The organism is Methyloversatilis discipulorum, from assembly GCF_000527135.1.
GTDB lineage: Bacteria > Pseudomonadota > Gammaproteobacteria > Burkholderiales > Rhodocyclaceae > Methyloversatilis > Methyloversatilis discipulorum.
In genome coordinates this window covers 3,992,088-4,006,768 of the sequence record NZ_AZUP01000001.1, presented here as the reverse complement: position 1 = coordinate 4,006,768, position 14,681 = coordinate 3,992,088, and the positions used below count along the sequence as shown (strand labels likewise).

At 68.0% G+C, this 14,681-nt stretch carries 13 protein-coding genes; 2 read left to right on the top strand and 11 right to left on the bottom strand.

The features are described from left to right. Positions 1-172: 172 nt before the first annotated feature. The 6 genes from METFAM1_RS0118665 to METFAM1_RS0118640 form a co-directional block, all read right to left on the bottom strand. The gene (locus METFAM1_RS0118665; RefSeq protein WP_019917046.1) at positions 173-988 is read right to left on the bottom strand and encodes a PP2C family protein-serine/threonine phosphatase; all 816 of its coding nucleotides are present in this window, start codon (positions 986-988) and stop codon (positions 173-175) included. Between the two features lie 102 nt (positions 989-1,090). Continuing rightward, positions 1,091-1,945, bottom strand: a complete 855-nt coding sequence (locus METFAM1_RS0118660) for an HDOD domain-containing protein (protein WP_019917045.1) — start codon at positions 1,943-1,945, stop codon at positions 1,091-1,093. A gap of 139 nt (positions 1,946-2,084) precedes the next feature. Further along, the gene (gene glcF / locus METFAM1_RS0118655; protein ID WP_019917044.1) at positions 2,085-3,317 is read right to left on the bottom strand and encodes a glycolate oxidase subunit GlcF; all 1,233 of its coding nucleotides are present in this window, start codon (positions 3,315-3,317) and stop codon (positions 2,085-2,087) included. 10 nt (positions 3,318-3,327) lie between these two features. After that, complete coding sequence (gene glcE / locus METFAM1_RS0118650; RefSeq protein ID WP_019917043.1) at positions 3,328-4,404, bottom strand: glycolate oxidase subunit GlcE; 1,077 nt, start codon at positions 4,402-4,404, stop codon at positions 3,328-3,330. A gap of 2 nt (positions 4,405-4,406) precedes the next feature. Beyond that, positions 4,407-5,915 carry an FAD-linked oxidase C-terminal domain-containing protein gene (locus METFAM1_RS0118645; RefSeq protein ID WP_019917042.1) on the bottom strand — a complete coding sequence of 503 codons (1,509 nt, stop codon included), beginning with the start codon at positions 5,913-5,915 and terminating at the stop codon, positions 4,407-4,409. 259 nt (positions 5,916-6,174) lie between these two features. Then, the gene (locus METFAM1_RS0118640; protein WP_019917040.1) at positions 6,175-7,464 is read right to left on the bottom strand and encodes a glycerate kinase type-2 family protein; all 1,290 of its coding nucleotides are present in this window, start codon (positions 7,462-7,464) and stop codon (positions 6,175-6,177) included. Positions 7,465-7,674: 210 nt separating this feature from the next. Between METFAM1_RS0118640 and METFAM1_RS0118635 the strand changes: the two genes are divergently transcribed. Together METFAM1_RS0118635 and murI are read left to right on the top strand one after the other, a co-directional pair. Continuing rightward, on the top strand, positions 7,675-8,241 hold the full coding sequence (locus METFAM1_RS0118635) for a cob(I)yrinic acid a,c-diamide adenosyltransferase (RefSeq protein ID WP_019917039.1): 567 nt from the start codon (positions 7,675-7,677) through the stop codon (positions 8,239-8,241). Between the two features lie 39 nt (positions 8,242-8,280). Continuing rightward, entirely contained in the window at positions 8,281-9,084 is an 804-nt protein-coding gene (murI, locus tag METFAM1_RS0118630; protein WP_019917038.1) for a glutamate racemase, read from the top strand. Here the strand turns inward: murI and METFAM1_RS0118625 are convergent, their stop codons facing one another. The 5 genes from METFAM1_RS0118625 to tldD form a co-directional block, all read right to left on the bottom strand. Beyond that, positions 9,085-9,951 carry a decaprenyl-phosphate phosphoribosyltransferase gene (locus METFAM1_RS0118625; protein ID WP_019917037.1) on the bottom strand — a complete coding sequence of 289 codons (867 nt, stop codon included), beginning with the start codon at positions 9,949-9,951 and terminating at the stop codon, positions 9,085-9,087. It abuts the gene before it with no gap. A gap of 7 nt (positions 9,952-9,958) precedes the next feature. Next, a complete protein-coding gene (locus METFAM1_RS0118620) occupies positions 9,959-11,464 on the bottom strand; it encodes an ArnT family glycosyltransferase (protein WP_019917036.1) in 1,506 nt (501 codons plus the stop codon). Positions 11,465-11,467: 3 nt separating this feature from the next. Then, positions 11,468-12,538 (bottom strand): 3-deoxy-7-phosphoheptulonate synthase AroG, encoded by a 1,071-nt coding sequence (aroG, locus tag METFAM1_RS0118615; protein ID WP_019917035.1) that lies wholly within the window; start codon positions 12,536-12,538, stop codon positions 11,468-11,470. Positions 12,539-12,650: 112 nt separating this feature from the next. Continuing rightward, positions 12,651-13,172: a DUF2062 domain-containing protein gene (locus METFAM1_RS0118610; protein WP_019917034.1), complete on the bottom strand. Its 522-nt coding sequence runs from the start codon at positions 13,170-13,172 to the stop codon at positions 12,651-12,653. A 17-nt stretch (positions 13,173-13,189) separates the two neighbouring features. Continuing rightward, positions 13,190-14,674, bottom strand: a complete 1,485-nt coding sequence (gene tldD / locus METFAM1_RS0118605; protein WP_019917033.1) for a metalloprotease TldD — start codon at positions 14,672-14,674, stop codon at positions 13,190-13,192. Positions 14,675-14,681 lie beyond the last annotated feature (7 nt).

Genomic DNA, 14,681 nt, shown 5'->3' with positions numbered 1-14,681 from the left:
GCAGCACTTTGTGCCAAAAAAGATGCACGTTGCGCCGCAACACGCCATAGCCGCTCAGTGTTCTTGACAAAGGGCGAGCGCATGTGCTGCACCGCAACACGCGTGGGTGCGCATGCAATGGCGGTCAACGGGAGATGAAGGCAAGGCGCACGCGGCGGAACGCCGCGGCGGGTCAGGCGGGAAGTTTGCCGAGCTTGCGCCGGGCAGCGTCGAGGCGTTCTTTTTCGGCTTTCTGGCGGGCTTCGACGTCCACCAGCTTGATGATGATCAGCGACACGTTGTCGCCGGTCGGGCGGCCACGTTCGCGTGCGCGCTTGATGAACACCTCGGCCGCCTCGCGCGCCGAGTATACCGACAGCACGCCGCCCATTTCCTCGTCGGAGAAGTAGGCCCACAGCCCGTCGGAGCAGATGACAAAGGTGTCACCATCGGACAGCGTGTCGGTGCCGCCGAAGTCGATCAACGGCTCCTTCTGCGCACCGAGGCAATGCAGCAGCAGGTTGCGCTGCGGGTGCGTCTTGGCGCCCTCTTCGTCGAGGCGGCCCTGACGCATCAGTTCGCCGACCAGCGAATGATCCTTGCTGCAGCTGACCAGCTTGTCGTCACGGAAATGATAGATGCGCGAATCGCCGCAATGCGCCCAGTCGGCACGGCCACCGTTCATCAGCAGCACGCAGGCAGTGGAATGCGGATCCTGTTCGGACGTGAAGCGGGTGAGCTTGATGACGACGTGCGATTCCTCGACCACGCTGCGCAGCAGCTCGTGCGGCGATTCGATCGCCGGGGCAAAGCTCTCGAAGTTCTCGCGCGCCTTGTGCACGACCTGCTCGGCCGCCATCGCGCCGCCGCTGTGGCCGCCCATGCCGTCGGCGAGCACGGCCATCAGCATGCCCTTGTGACGGGAATGCGGAAAAACCGCTGCGCGATCCTGCTGTTCCTTGCGATCGCCGATGTGCTGCGCGACGCAGCTGTCTAGTTTGAGCGCCATGAAGCTTCCCGGATGCCTGTAGCCGATTCTAGCTTCTCAACAGCACACGCTCGTGTAACGGGCTGTTCATGTCTGCAAGCACAGGTGCAATTTCACGATTCTTCACATCGAGAAGCTCACGTGGTGTTCGTTGATCTCGTCGATGTACTCGTCGAGCGCGCTCGCGTGTATGCCCAGTTCCTGCAGCACTTCGCCCGAACGCATGCTCCAGATCGGATCCGGCAGGCCCTTGTTGCGCAGATAGATGTGCGTCGCCAGCGCGACGATGCCTATCGTGCTGCGCAGGCCGTAGGTGTCGTCCTCCGGCATTTCGTGGTGATAGCGGATGGCCTGCACGATCAGCTCAGGCAGCCCCCAGTTGCGGGCGACCCAGTAGCCGACCGTCGCGTGATCGAGACGGAAGCGGACGTTCTCCAGCCCGGTGTCGACCCAGTAGGACTCCTCGTCCAGGTTCAGCGTCGTCCAGTAGTCGGCGAAGCGCTGCGTCAGCAGCGGCACGCCGCAGTCGTGGAACATGGCGGCCAGATAGGCCTGATCGGGAAACACATTGCACACGGCGACGCGTTCGCCGGCGATCTGCGAGGCCAGGCTGGCAATCGTTTCGCAGCGTTGCCAGAAGCGCTCCATCTGCGGCCCCGGACCGCCTGCCGCCTGCCGGATCGAAATGCCGCGCACGAGATTGATGGTCTGGTCGAGGCCGACCACCATCAGCACCTGTTCCGCATTGGCGGGCGCCCGTCCGCGCCGGTAGGCGGGCGAGCGGCACACCTTGAACAGCGCGGCCAGCACACCCGGGTCGCGCGAAATGCTCTCGGCCAGGAAGGCAACCTCGAAATCCGGGTTGCGCATCAGGTTTTCGATGTCCTGCAGCAGTCGGGGCTTGGGTGGAAGGAGGACGGCGGATGACTCGAGGACTGCGTCGATCACCTCGGGCGCGTGTACGGCAGCTTGCTGCATGATGGGCTCACTCGGAACTGTATTGCGGGCTGCGAGCTTTAACGGCAGCCATCGACAGGACTTGAGCGGCGGAACGCACCCGGATCCGCAGGCCGCGGATCCGGGTCGGGCGCGGCCCGCGATTCAATGCCAACGGACCCTAGGTGAGCGCCTGGTCGAGCCACTCTATCCAGTGGCGCACCGGCGTCGCGGTGCCGGTCTGCAAGTGGGCGATGCAGCCAACGTTGGCACTGGCGATGCCGGCCGGCTGTTCGGTCTGCAGCGCGCGCAGCTTGTTGTCGCGCAAGGTCGTCGCCAGCGCCGGCTGCAGCAGCGAATAGCTGCCGGCCGAGCCACAGCAGAGATGGCTGTCACTGACCGGCTTCAGGTCGTAGCCGGCAGCGCGCAACAACGCCTCGGCGTGACCGCGCACCTGCTGGCCGTGCTGCAGCGAACAGGGCGGGTGGTAGGCGAGCGGCCGGCGCACGGCAGCGCCGGCGGCGAACAACCCTTCGATCTGTACGCGCTCGGCCGCCAGGATTTCCGACAGATCGCGGGTCATCGCCGCCACCTTCGCCGCGCGCTCCGCGTACTGCGGATCGTCGGCCAGCAGATGGCCGTACTCGCGCACTGTGCTGCCGCAGCCGGAAGCCGTCATCACGATGGCCTCGACGTCGCCGCGCTCGATCGCCGGCCACCAGGCGTCGATCAGCGCACGCATATCCTGGCGGCCGCCGTCCTGGTCGTTCAGGTGGAAACGCAGCGCGCCACAGCAGCCGGCGCGCGCGATCTCGACCAGCGAAATGCCGAGCAGGTCGAGCACGCGCGCCGCCGCGGCATTCACATCCGGCATCAGCGTCGGCTGCACGCAGCCGGCCAGCACCAGCATGCGGCGCTGATGGCGCACCGGCGGCCAGGCGCCGGCGCTGCGCGCGTCGGCCACCTTGGCCGCCAGCGACGCCGGCAGCAGCGGCTTGGCGAGCCGACCGAGCGCCAGTGCGGTGTTGAACACCGCCGGACGCGACAGCCCCTCGCGCAACAGCCAGCGCTTCGCGCGCTGCGCCAGCGGGCGCTTCGCCCGTCGCTCCGCCACCGCGCGACCGATATCGACCAGTTCGCTGTAGCGCACGCCGGACGGACAGGTCGATTCACAGTTGCGGCAGGTGAGGCAGCGGTCGAGGTGAGGCAGCACGGTGTCGGCCGGCACCTCGCCTTCGAGCATCTGCTTCATCAGGTAGATGCGGCCGCGCGGGCCGTCGAGTTCGTCGCCCAGCAGCTGGTAGGTGGGACAGGTGGCGTTGCAGAAACCACAGTGCACACACTTGCGCAACAGGGTGTCGGCAGCGTCGCCTTCGGGGGTGTTGCGGATGAAATCGGCCAGTCCGGTCTGCATCAGTCGGCGCTCACAGTTCAGCGTACAGGCGTCCGGGGCTGAACACGCCGGACGGGTCGAAAGCCTGCTTCAGGCGGCGGTGCACCGCCATCACCTCAGGCGCCAGCGGCTCGAACACGCCACGCGCCCGATCGACGGCACGGCCGCCGCGGAACAGCGTTGCGTGACCGCCGACCGCTTTCACCGCGTGACGCAGCGTGTCGGCATCGAGCTCGCTACGCAGCCAGAGCTGCATGCCGCTCCACTCGATCAGGCGGGCGCCGTCGAGCGGCAGCACCGGCGTCAGCGGCGGCAGCGACAGGCGCCACAGAGGCGTATCGCCGGCGAAGAAGTCGTGCGTCTGTTCGCGCATCGACTGCCACAGCGCAGCCGCCTCCGCCGCATCGATCAGATCGCCGCCGACGTTGCGTACGGCCGCGTCGAGCGCGGTCTGCGCGCCGGACAGTCGAACCGCCAGCCGACCGTCCAGCCAGGCCGTCGCCGACACCGGAAGCGGCTGGGCGCCCCACTCGCGCATGCGGGTCAGCGCCTGCGCCTCGTCGAGCGCGAGCATGCGCGTCTGTTCCGCCTGCGGGCGCGGCAGCACCTTCAGCGTCACCTCCAGCAGAAGGCCCAGGGTGCCGAAGCTGCCGGCGATCAGGCGCGATACGTCGAAGCCGGCGACGTTCTTCATCACCTGGCCACCGAAGCGCAGCACCCGGCCCTGGCCGTCCATCAAGGTCACTCCGAGCACGAAGTCGCGCAGGCTGCCGGCACTGATGCGGCGCGGCCCGGACAGTCCGCTGGCGACGGCGCCGCCCAACGTGGCGTGGGCACCGAAGTGCGGCGCCTCGAACGCCAGCATCTGGCTATGCTCGGCCAGCAGGCTTTCGATGGCCGACAGACGGGTACCGGCGTGTGCCGTGATGTAGAGCTCGGACGGTTCGTAGGCGATCACACCCTGGGCGCCGCGCATGTCCAGCGGCACGCCGGCGAGAGACTGGGCGAGAAAGTCCTTGGAGCCACTGCCGTGCGGGCGCAGCGCGCGACCGTGCGCGGCCGCCTCCAGCACCTGCTCGCGCAGCACTGCATGAAAAGTGTGGGTCATGGTCAGAAACGCGGCAGTTCGGGATGCGGCAGTTCGCCGTGATGCACGTGCATGCGGCCCATTTCGGCACAGCGGTGCAGCGTCGGCACCGCCTTGCCCGGATTCATCAGGCCGGCCGGGTCGAAGGCCGCCTTCACGCGATGGAACATGTCGAGTTCGTCGGCGGCGAACTGGCTGCACATCTGGTTGATCTTCTCCAGCCCCACGCCGTGTTCGCCGGTGATGGTGCCGCCCAGCGCCACCGACAGTTCCAGGATTTCGACGCCGAAAGCTTCGGCGCGGTGCACCGAATCCGGGTCGTTCGAATCGAACAGGATGAGCGGATGCAGGTTGCCGTCGCCGGCGTGGAACACGTTGAGCAGGCCCAGGCCGTACTTCTTCGCCATGACCTCCATCGCCTCCAGCATTTCGGCCAGCCGCTTGCGCGGGATGGTGCCGTCCATGCAGTAGTAGTCGGGCGCGATGCGCCCCGCCGCCGGGAAGGCCGCCTTGCGGCCGGCCCAGAAGCGCAGGCGCTCGGCCTCGTCGCTGGAGATGCGGATTTCGGTTGCACCCGCGGTGTCGAGCAGCGCACGTACGCGGGCGATCTCGTCCTGCACCTCCTCTTCGGTGCCGTCCGATTCGCACAGCAGGATGGCCGCCGCGTCGAGCGGGTAGCCGGCGTGCACGAACTGCTCGACCGCTGCCGCCGTGGCCTGGTCCATCATTTCGAGGCCGGCCGGGATGATGCCGGCGGCGATGATGTCGGCCACCGCCTGACCGGCGCGGCGAATGTCGTCGAAAGCAGCCAGCACGCAGCGCGCCACGCGCGGCTTGGGCACCAGCTTCACCGTCACTTCGGTCACCACGCCGAGCAGGCCTTCGGAGCCGATGGTCACGGCCAGCAGGTCGTAGCCCGGGCTGTCCGGCGCGGCGCTGCCGATTTCCATCACCTCGCCCGCCATCGTCACCATGCGCACGCGCAGCACGTTGTGCACGGTCAGTCCGTACTTCAGGCAGTGCACGCCGCCCGAGTTCTCGGCCACGTTGCCGCCGATGCTGCAGGCGATCTGCGACGACGGGTCGGGCGCGTAGTAGAGACCGTAAGGCGCCGCCGCCTCCGACACCGCAAGATTGCGCACGCCCGGCTGCACGACCGCCTGCTGGGCGAGGCGGTCGACCGACACGATGCGGTTCAGGCGCGCGGTCGACAGCACCACGCCCAGCTTGTGCGGCGTCGCCCCGCCTGACAGGCCGGTGCCGGCGCCGCGCGGCACCACCGGCACGCCAAGGCGGTGACAGGTGCGCAGCACCGCGACCACCTGCGCTTCGGTGGTCGGCAGCGCGACCGCCAGCGGCATCTCCCGCATCAGCATCAGGCCGTCGCACTCGTAGGCGCGCAAACGGCCGAGGTCGGAGATCAGGCAGTCGTCCGGCAGCACACGCGCCAGTTCGGCGATCAGGGCCGGGCGGTCGGTACTTCCGGGGGGCGGAACAGCAGTGGCTTCGTGGGCCTGTGGCAGAGCGCTCATGGCGGCTTCCGGTGGGGCAGAGACAGGCGGCAGATGATACCCGCAGTGCCCCGGCGGCGCCTCCTGCAGCGCGGGATCGCTGTCCGTGGAAGTCACCTCTGCTTGTGATGCAGCGTCGGAAACCCCGCCGGCTCCGGATACAGGCTGCTTTCGGGGTCAGAAGACCCCTCCCACAAGACCCCGGCTCGCGACTGCGCTTTCGGAGGCGGCAAAAGAAACGGCGCCCGCAGGCGCCGTTTCCGGGGAGAGCCGAGGTCGTTCAGACCTTCTTTTCGACGTAGATGGCGCGGAAGTCGTTAACGTTGGTCAGCGTCGGGCCGGTCACGATGAGGTCGTCGATGCCGAGGAAGAAACCGTAGGCGTCGTGCAGGTCCAGCATCGCGCGGGCGTCGATGCCGGCGGCGCGGGCGCGGGCCAGCGTGTCGTCGGTGACGATGGCACCGGCGTTGTCCTCGCTGCCGTCGATGCCGTCGGTGTCGCCCGACACCGCGTGGATGCCCTTCATGCCGTCCAGCGCGATGGCCAGCGACAGCAGGAATTCGGAGTTGCGGCCGCCGCGCGGCTTCTGACCCGGTTTGATCTGGCCCAGCGTGACCGTGGTTTCACCGCCCGACAGCAGCACGCAGGGCGGCTGCACCGGCGTACCGTTGATCGCGCAGGCCTTGGCGATGCCGGCCAGCACCTTGCCGGCGTCGCTCGATTCGCCTTCGATCATGTCGCCCAGCACCAGCGGCGTCACGCCGTGCGCGCGCGCCACTTCGGCCGCCGCCAGCAGCGAAGCCTGGGCGGTCGAGATCACGCGGGTTTCGCAGCGCGCCAGTCGCTGATCGTCGGCCTTCGGCGTTTCCGATTCCGGCTTCGCCAGCCAGGCCATCACGGCCGCCGGCACTTCGATGTTGTAGCGGCGGATGATGGCCAGCGCGTCCTCGCGCGTGGTGGTGTCCGGCACCGTCGGGCCGGAGGCGACCACCGCCGGGTCGTCGCCCGGCACGTCGGAAATGACCAGCGTGAACACGCGCGCCGGATAGGCGGCCTGCGCCAGCCGGCCGCCCTTCATCGACGACAGGTGCTTGCGCACGCAATTCATTTCCTGGATCGCCGCGCCGCTGGCCAGCAGCGCGCGGTTGACTGCCTGCTTGTCTTCCAGCGTCAGGCCTTCGGCCGGCGCCGACAGCAGCGCCGAGCCGCCACCGGAAATCAGGGCGATCACCAGATCGTCCTCGCTCAGGCCCTGCACCTTGTCGAGAATGCGCTTCGCCGCCTGCTGACCGGCCGCATCGGGCACCGGGTGCGACGCCTCGACCACCTCGATGCGCTGGCACGGCGCGCCGTGGCCGTAGCGGGTTACCACCAGGCCGGACAGATCGCCCGACCAGTTCTTCTCGACCGCCAGTGCCATCGACGCCGCGGCCTTGCCGGCGCCGACGACGATGGTGCGGCCCTTGGGCGGCGGCGGCAGGTTGGCCGGCACGCAGAGGTCGGGGTTGGCAGCGTCGAACGCCGCCTGGAACAGCTTGTTCAGGAAATCTTTCGGTTCGGGGGTACTCACGGCAACTCCGTCTGGTCTGTTCGTTTGCGGGGGATGTGTGGTCTGCGTGTATGTGCATGAACCGCGCAGCGCTGCCGGGTGATGGCCGCCCGCATATCCGGCTGTCGCGGGGTGGGCGCCAGCATGGGATGATGTGCAATTCTAGCGTGCGCCGGCCTTATATTTACGCGCACTTATAATCAATACCTCTTATCCAAGTCATCACACGCCATGGGTCATCGACTATCCAAGATTGCCACCCGCACCGGCGACGGCGGCGAAACCGGCCTCGGCGACGGCACCCGGGTTTCCAAATCCAGTGCGCGGATACACGCGCTGGGCGACGTTGACGAACTGAACAGCGCGATCGGCGTGCTGCTGTGCGAGGACATGCCGGCTGATCTGTCGGCGCTGCTGACCGAAATCCAGCACGATCTGTTCGACCTCGGCGGCGAGCTGGCCATCCCCGGCTACCACCTGATCAAGACCGAACAGGTGGCCCGCCTCGATGCCGAACTGGAACGCCTGAACGCCGAGCTGACGCCGCTGAAGGAATTCATCCTGCCCGGCGGCACCCGCGCCGCGGCGCACGCTCACCTCGCGCGCACCATCTGCCGTCGCGCCGAACGCGCGGTGATCGCCGCGGCCGCCGAAGGCAAGGTGTCGGAGGCGAGCCGGCAGTATCTGAACCGTCTGTCCGACCTGCTGTTCGTGCTCGGCCGCACTTACAACCGGCTGGTCGGCTGCGGCGACGTGCTGTGGCAGCGCGGCCGCGCCCACGACGGCGGAACGGACTGAAGGGATGGCCGCGGACACGTCCGCGGCCGAGCACTGCCCGTGACCCGCACACCCGACGCGCCGATAGGCGTATTCGACTCCGGCCTCGGCGGACTGTCGGTGCTGCGCCACGCGCGCGCGGCGCTGCCGGCCGAGGATTTCCTGTACGTCGCCGATTCCGGCTTCGCCCCCTATGGCGAGCGCAGCGCCGACTGGATACGCGCACGCAGCGCCGAACTGGGCGAATTCCTGATCGCGCGCGGCGCCAAGGCGCTGCTGATCGCCTGCAATACGGCCACCGCGGCGGCCGCGCAGGCGCTGCGCGAGCGCTGGCCCGCGCTCCCCATCATCGGCATGGAACCGGCGGTCAAACCGGCGGTGGCGGCGACGAAGACCGGCACGGTCGGCGTGCTGGCCACCACCGGCACACTGGCCAGCAGTCGCTTCGCAGCACTGCTCGACACCTTCGGCCGCGACATCCACGTGGTCACCCGCCCGGGCAGCGGTCTGGTCGAGGCGGTCGAACGCGGCGATTTCGACAGCCCCGACACGCGGGCGCTGGTGGCCTCGCACGTCGAACCGCTGATCGCCGAGGGGGCCGACGTGATCGTGCTCGGCTGCACCCATTACCCCTTCCTGCGCCCGCTGATCGAACAGGCGGCCGGCCCCTCGGTACGCGTGATCGACACCGGAGATGCGGTCGCCCGCCAGCTCGCGCGCGCGCTCGGCCGAGCCGGTCTGCTGCGCAGCGGCCACCACGGCGGCGAACGTTTCTGGAGCAGCGCGCCGCCGGCGCAACGCAGCACGGCGCTGCAGCGGCTGTGGGGGCAGGACGCGACGGTCGAGCCGCTGACCGGCGGTTGATCAGCGCAGGATGAGGACGGTGACGATCACCCAGCCCGCCATGGCGACGATCAGGTGAGGGTCGCGGAACAGGTCGTGCGACGGGTCGCCGCCCGCGCCCTGGCGATGCAGCAGATAGAGATAGCGGAACAGCCCGTACAGCACGAAGGGCAGCGTGTAGATCAGGTCGCCGGTGCCGTGGATGCGCACCGTGTCCTCATCCACCGTGTACAGCGCGTAGGCCACCACGGCGCAGGCGCCGGTGATGGTGGTGAACTGGTCGAGCAGCGCCGCCGAGTACTGGTCCAGCACGGTGCGGTGGGCGCCGCCGCCCTCCTCCATCAGCATCATTTCGGCCCGCCGCTTGGCGAAACCGAGGAAAAGCGTCAGCAGCAGGCCGCACATCAGCAGCCAGTTCGACGGCGGGATGCCGAGGCCGGTGGTGCCGGCCAGCAGGCGCAGCATGAAACCGGCGCTGATCAGGAAGACGTCGAGCACAACCACGCGCTTGAGGCCGTAGCTGTAGCCGAGGTTGATCAGGCCGTAGATGCACAGCAGCCACACCAGCATTTCGCCAACCTGCCAGGCCAGCGCGAGCGAACTGGCTGATAGCGCGCCCATCAGCAGCACCGCCACCGACGGCGACAGCGCGCCGGACGCCAGCGGGCGCAGCCGCTTGACCGGGTGCAGCCTGTCCTGCGCGACATCGCGGAAGTCGTTCAGCGCATAGACGGCGCTCGACATCAGGCAGAAGGCGGCGAAAGCCAGCAGCGCCGACTGCACCATGGCGGCCTGGTGCCAGGCGTGGCCGAACAGCAGGCCGAAGAACACGAAGCCGTTCTTCACCCACTGCTTCGGACGCATCAGCTGCAGGGCGGCGACGATCATCGCGGTCTCAGTTGAAGTAGCGTTCCTCGAAATAGCAGCCGCAGTCCGGCAGCCACTTCGGTATTGCGTACCAGAGACGGCGTGCCGGCTCCAGCACACCTGCATGGTAGGCCGCGTAGTCGAAACCGTGGCCGCGGATGCGCCAGAAAGTGGCACCGCGCACCTGCAGCGTGTCCTCGCTCACTTCGCGGAAATACGGCGTGTAGTCGGCGAGGTCCGGCTTTTCCTTGCTCAGGATCAGGATGTCGCGACCGGCCAGCGCGCGGAAGTCGGTCAGCACGTCATCGTGCCGCGCGTGGCTGGACGCCGGGCCGAACACCGGCCAGTAGCGGCCGTGGTTGTAGCCCATCGTGACCGAGGGCGAATAGCCGTCGGTCATCAGCACGTAGCGGTCGACGTCGTCGCCCAGCGCGGCGATCACCTCGTCCGCCTTCACCGTCTGCACGACGCCGGCGTACTTGCGCGGCCCCAGTCGCTGCGCCCAGCTGTCAACCGGCTGCGTCGCCACCGCGATCACGCCGGCCACGTGCAGCAGTGCGAGCACCGCGGTGATATTGCGGGTACGACGCAGCACGCCGTCGGGCACCGCACGCGCATACATCAGGAAGGCCAGCGGCACGAAAGAGAACACCCAGTGCAGGCCTATGGTCTTGACCAGCGACAGCAGACCGAACACCGCCAGCGGCACGACCACCAGCGCCGGCAGCGCGGCCTGGCGCATCCACGCGCCGGGCGCACGCAGCAGTCGCCACGCCACCATCGGCGTCAGCAGCCACAGCATCATGCCGGCGTACATCAGTGGCGTCTGCCACGACAGCCCGGCACCGCCGTGACGGTTGAACACGTTGAACATCACGTTGGCCCAGCAGTGCTGGCTGTTCCACCAGGCGTTGTACAGGCCGGCCGGCAGCGCGCACAGCACGAGCAGCGCCAGGCCCTTCCACTTCCACGCCGCCGGGCGCCACAGCGCCCACACGATGTAGGCGAGGCCGAGCAGCACGGCGAAGTACTTGGACAGGAAGGCGCCCCCGAGCAGCAGGCCGGCCAGCGCGAAAGCCGGCATCGACCGCGTACGCTGCGCGTGCAGGAACAGCAGCGCCGACGCCACGCTGAAATACACCAGCGGGATGTCGGTCGTGATCAGCACGTCGAGCACGCTGGCCGGCGCCAACAGCGCCAGCGTGGCCGCGCCCCAGCGTGTGGCGGCGGCATCGTCGCGCAGAAAGGCAAGCAGCATGAAGGACAGCAACGCCGGCTGCAGGATGGCCGGCAGACGCAGCCACCACTCGGCTTCCGACACCGATATCAGCGCCGCCAGCCACCAGCCCACCATGGGCGGATGGTCGTAGAAGCCGCCGGCCGGGATCTTGCCCCACCAGTAGAAGTAGGCTTCGTCGCCGGTGAAGGGCAGCACGGCGCCCAGCCAGCCGCGGAAAACCAGCGTCAGCAGCAGGCTGATGAAATAGAAACGGCGCCAGCTGGAAGCCGGCGCCGCAGAGAACAGCGCATTCACCGATCAGTCGCGGTCGGCCAGCGCACGGCGACGTGCACGCACTGCTTCGGCGAGGACGTCGAGCAGTTCGACGCTCTTGTCCCAGCCCAGGCAGGCGTCGGTGATGCTCATGCCGTACTCCGGTTCCTTGCCGGCGACCAGATCCTGACGGCCTTCCTTCAGGTGCGATTCGACCATGACGCCGAAGATGCGGTCCTCGCCGCAGGCCATCTGCGCCGCGACGTCGCGCGCGACATCCATCTGCAGCGCGCACTGCTTGCGGCTGTTGGCGTGCGAGAAGTCGATCATCACCTTCGCCGGCACGCCGGCGGCGGCCAGTTCGCGGCACACCTTCTCGACCGCGTCGGCGTCGTAGTTCGGCTCCTTGCCACCACGGAGGATGACGTGGCAGTCCTCGTTGCCGGCGGTCGACACGATGGCCGAGTGGCCGGCCTTGGTGACCGACAGGAACACGTGCGGCGACTGTGCCGACTTGATCGCGTCAGAGGCGATGCGCACATTGCCGTCGGTGCCGTTCTTGAAGCCGACCGGGCAGGACAGGCCGGACGCCAGTTCGCGGTGCACCTGACTTTCCGTCGTGCGCGCGCCGATGGCGCCCCAGGCCACGAGGTCGGCCGTGTACTGCGGCGTGATGGTGTCGAGGAACTCGGTGCCGGCCGGCAGGCCCTGCTCGTTCACTTCCAGCAGGATGCGGCGCGCCAGGCGGAGGCCGTCGTTGATCTTGAAGCTGTTGTCCAGATAGGGATCGTTGATCAGCCCCTTCCAGCCCACCGTGGTGCGCGGCTTCTCGAAATAGACGCGCATGACGATTTCGAGGTCGGCCGAAAGACGCTCGCGCTGCGCTTTCAGCAGCTTCGCGTATTCCATGCCGGCCTTGTAGTCGTGGATCGAGCAGGGACCGATCACCACCAGCAGGCGGTCGTCGGCGCCGCGCAGGATGCGATGGATGGCCTGGCGCGCGGCAAACGTCGTTTCGGACGCCACATCGCTGGCCGGCAGTTCGCGCAGCACGTGCGCGGGCGGCAGAAGTTCGCGGATTTCCTTGATGCGGACGTCGTCGGTGATCTTGTGCATGGGAGCGTTCATGGCTACGTTGTTCGGTACCGCGCCGGCAGGTGTGCCGTTGCAAAGCGGTGGATTCTAACCCGGCGCGGGGTTTCCTTCGTTCAAGCGGATCCTGGCCTGCTCAGTTGCGGCGCTCGCGCCACAACAGGTGGACCGCAAAATAGCCGATCACAGAGGCGCTGCAGGCCATGATGAACAGCCCGGTCACCAGCGGCAGGCCGGCGGCACTGAGCCAGATCCAGAAACCTTCGAACCAGCCGGTCGCCAGTTCGCCGATCTTTTCCGCACTCTGTTCGATCTGCGTCGATTCGCTGACCGATGCCGGCTTGGCCAGCACGAAGCTGCCCAGTTCGTAGGCCGCCCAGTAGATTGGCGGGAAGGTGACGGGGTTGGTGATCAGCGTGCAGCCGGCGCTGATCGCGACGTGCGCACGCAGGAAGAGTGCGGTGGCGATCGCGAACAGGAACTGGGCGAACGGGATCATCAGCCCGAAGAACAGGCCGATCGACACCGCTTTCGCGACGCTGTGGCGATTGGCGTGCCACAGGCTGTCGTCGCGCAGGTGATGGGCGAACGGTGCGACGACGCGCGAGGCGAGGATCTGCTCGCGCGTCGGGAACCAGCGTCTCAACCAGTTGGGCATGCTGCTGCGACTGACCGTCAGGCCGTGCCTCCGACGGTGAGGCCGTCGATGCGCAGCGTCGGCTGGCCGACGCCGACCGGCACGCTCTGCCCTTCCTTGCCGCAGGTGCCGACGCCGCTGTCCAGCGCCATGTCGTTGCCTATCATCGACACGCGGGTCAGCGCGTCCGGACCGTTGCCGATCAGCGTCGCCCCCTTGACCGGGTAGGTCACGCGGCCGTTCTCGATCATGTACACCTCGGCGCCCGAGAACACGAACTTGCCGCTGGTGATGTCGACCTGGCCGCCGCCGAAATTGACCGCGTACAGGCCCTTCTTGACCGAGCGGATGATTTCTTCCGGCTCGCGGTCGCCGTTCAGCATGTAGGTATTGGTCATGCGTGGCATCGGCAGGTGGGCGAAGCTTTCGCGGCGGCCGTTGCCGGTCGGCGCCACGCCCATCAGGCGGGCATTCAGGCTGTCCTGCATGTAGCCGACCAGGATGCCGTCCTCGATCAGCGTGGTGCAGCGGGTCGGGTTGCCTTCGTCGTCCACGGTCAGCGAGCCGCGGCGGTTCGGCAGCGTGCCGTCGTCGACCACGGTGACGCCGCGCGACGCGACCTGCTGGCCGATGCGGCCAGCAAAGGCGGAACTGCCCTTGCGGTTGAAGTCGCCTTCCAGCCCGTGACCGATCGCCTCGTGCAACAGGATGCCGGGCCAGCCCGGGCCGAGCACCACGCTCATCGTGCCGGCCGGCGCCGGGCGTGCATCGAGGTTGACGCGCGCCTGATGCACCGCCTTTGCCGCGTAGTCGCGCAGCACCGCATCAGTGAAATAGCCGTAGTCGAAGCGGCCACCACCGCCGCTGGAGCCCTGCTCGCGGCGGTCGCCGTCCTGCATGATGACGGTGACCGACACCCGCACCAGCGGGCGCACGTCGGCCGCCATGTGGCCGTCGCTGCGCATCACCATCACCACCTCGTGCGTGCCGGCGATGTGCGCCATCACCTGGGTGACGCGACTGTCCTCGGCGCGGGCGTAGCTTTCGAGCCGTTCGAGCAGTTTCACCTTGTCGGTGTCGCTGAGCGAGGCGTGCGGGTTGCGCGACGAATACAGCGGCACCGGCGACGCCGAGGTGACCGTGCGCGCAGTCAGGCTCTGCCCCTGCGAGGCGATCGCGCGTGTCGCACGGGCCGCCGCTTCGAGCGCCGGCAGGCTGATTTCGTCGGAATAGGCGAAGGCGGTCTTCTCGCCCTGGATCGCGCGTACGCCGACACCCTGTTCGATGTTGAAGCTGCCGGACTTGACGATGCCCTCTTCCAGGCTCCAGGCCTCGCTGCACTGGTGCTGGAAGTAGAGATCGGCGTAGTCGATGCGGTGGCCGCCGAGCAGACCGAACACGCGGTCGAGTTCGCCGCGGTCGAGATCGAAGGGGGCGAGCAGCGTGGCACGCGCGGTGCCCATCAGGTCGGCGCCGGTGAGCGCAATCGGTTCGCGGGTCGTGACGGTGGAGCCGGTGGTCATGAATGCA

What these genes read in the sequence shown, in the direction of transcription:
- METFAM1_RS0118610 (WP_019917034.1), bottom strand. Translation starts at nt 13,172, where the DNA reads ATGCCCAACTGGTTGAGACGCTGGTTCCCGACGCGCGAGCAGATCCTC.
- METFAM1_RS0118645 (WP_019917042.1), bottom strand. Translation starts at nt 5,915, where the DNA reads ATGAGCGCTCTGCCACAGGCCCACGAAGCCACTGCTGTTCCGCCCCCC.
- tldD (WP_019917033.1), bottom strand. Translation starts at nt 14,674, where the DNA reads ATGACCACCGGCTCCACCGTCACGACCCGCGAACCGATTGCGCTCACC.
- METFAM1_RS0118660 (WP_019917045.1), bottom strand. Translation starts at nt 1,945, where the DNA reads ATGCAGCAAGCTGCCGTACACGCGCCCGAGGTGATCGACGCAGTCCTC.
- METFAM1_RS0118665 (WP_019917046.1), bottom strand. Translation starts at nt 988, where the DNA reads ATGGCGCTCAAACTAGACAGCTGCGTCGCGCAGCACATCGGCGATCGC.
- METFAM1_RS0118635 (WP_019917039.1), top strand. Translation starts at nt 7,675, where the DNA reads ATGGGTCATCGACTATCCAAGATTGCCACCCGCACCGGCGACGGCGGC.
- METFAM1_RS0118625 (WP_019917037.1), bottom strand. Translation starts at nt 9,951, where the DNA reads ATGATCGTCGCCGCCCTGCAGCTGATGCGTCCGAAGCAGTGGGTGAAG.
- glcF (WP_019917044.1), bottom strand. Translation starts at nt 3,317, where the DNA reads ATGCAGACCGGACTGGCCGATTTCATCCGCAACACCCCCGAAGGCGAC.
- aroG (WP_019917035.1), bottom strand. Translation starts at nt 12,538, where the DNA reads ATGCACAAGATCACCGACGACGTCCGCATCAAGGAAATCCGCGAACTT.
- glcE (WP_019917043.1), bottom strand. Translation starts at nt 4,404, where the DNA reads ATGACCCACACTTTTCATGCAGTGCTGCGCGAGCAGGTGCTGGAGGCG.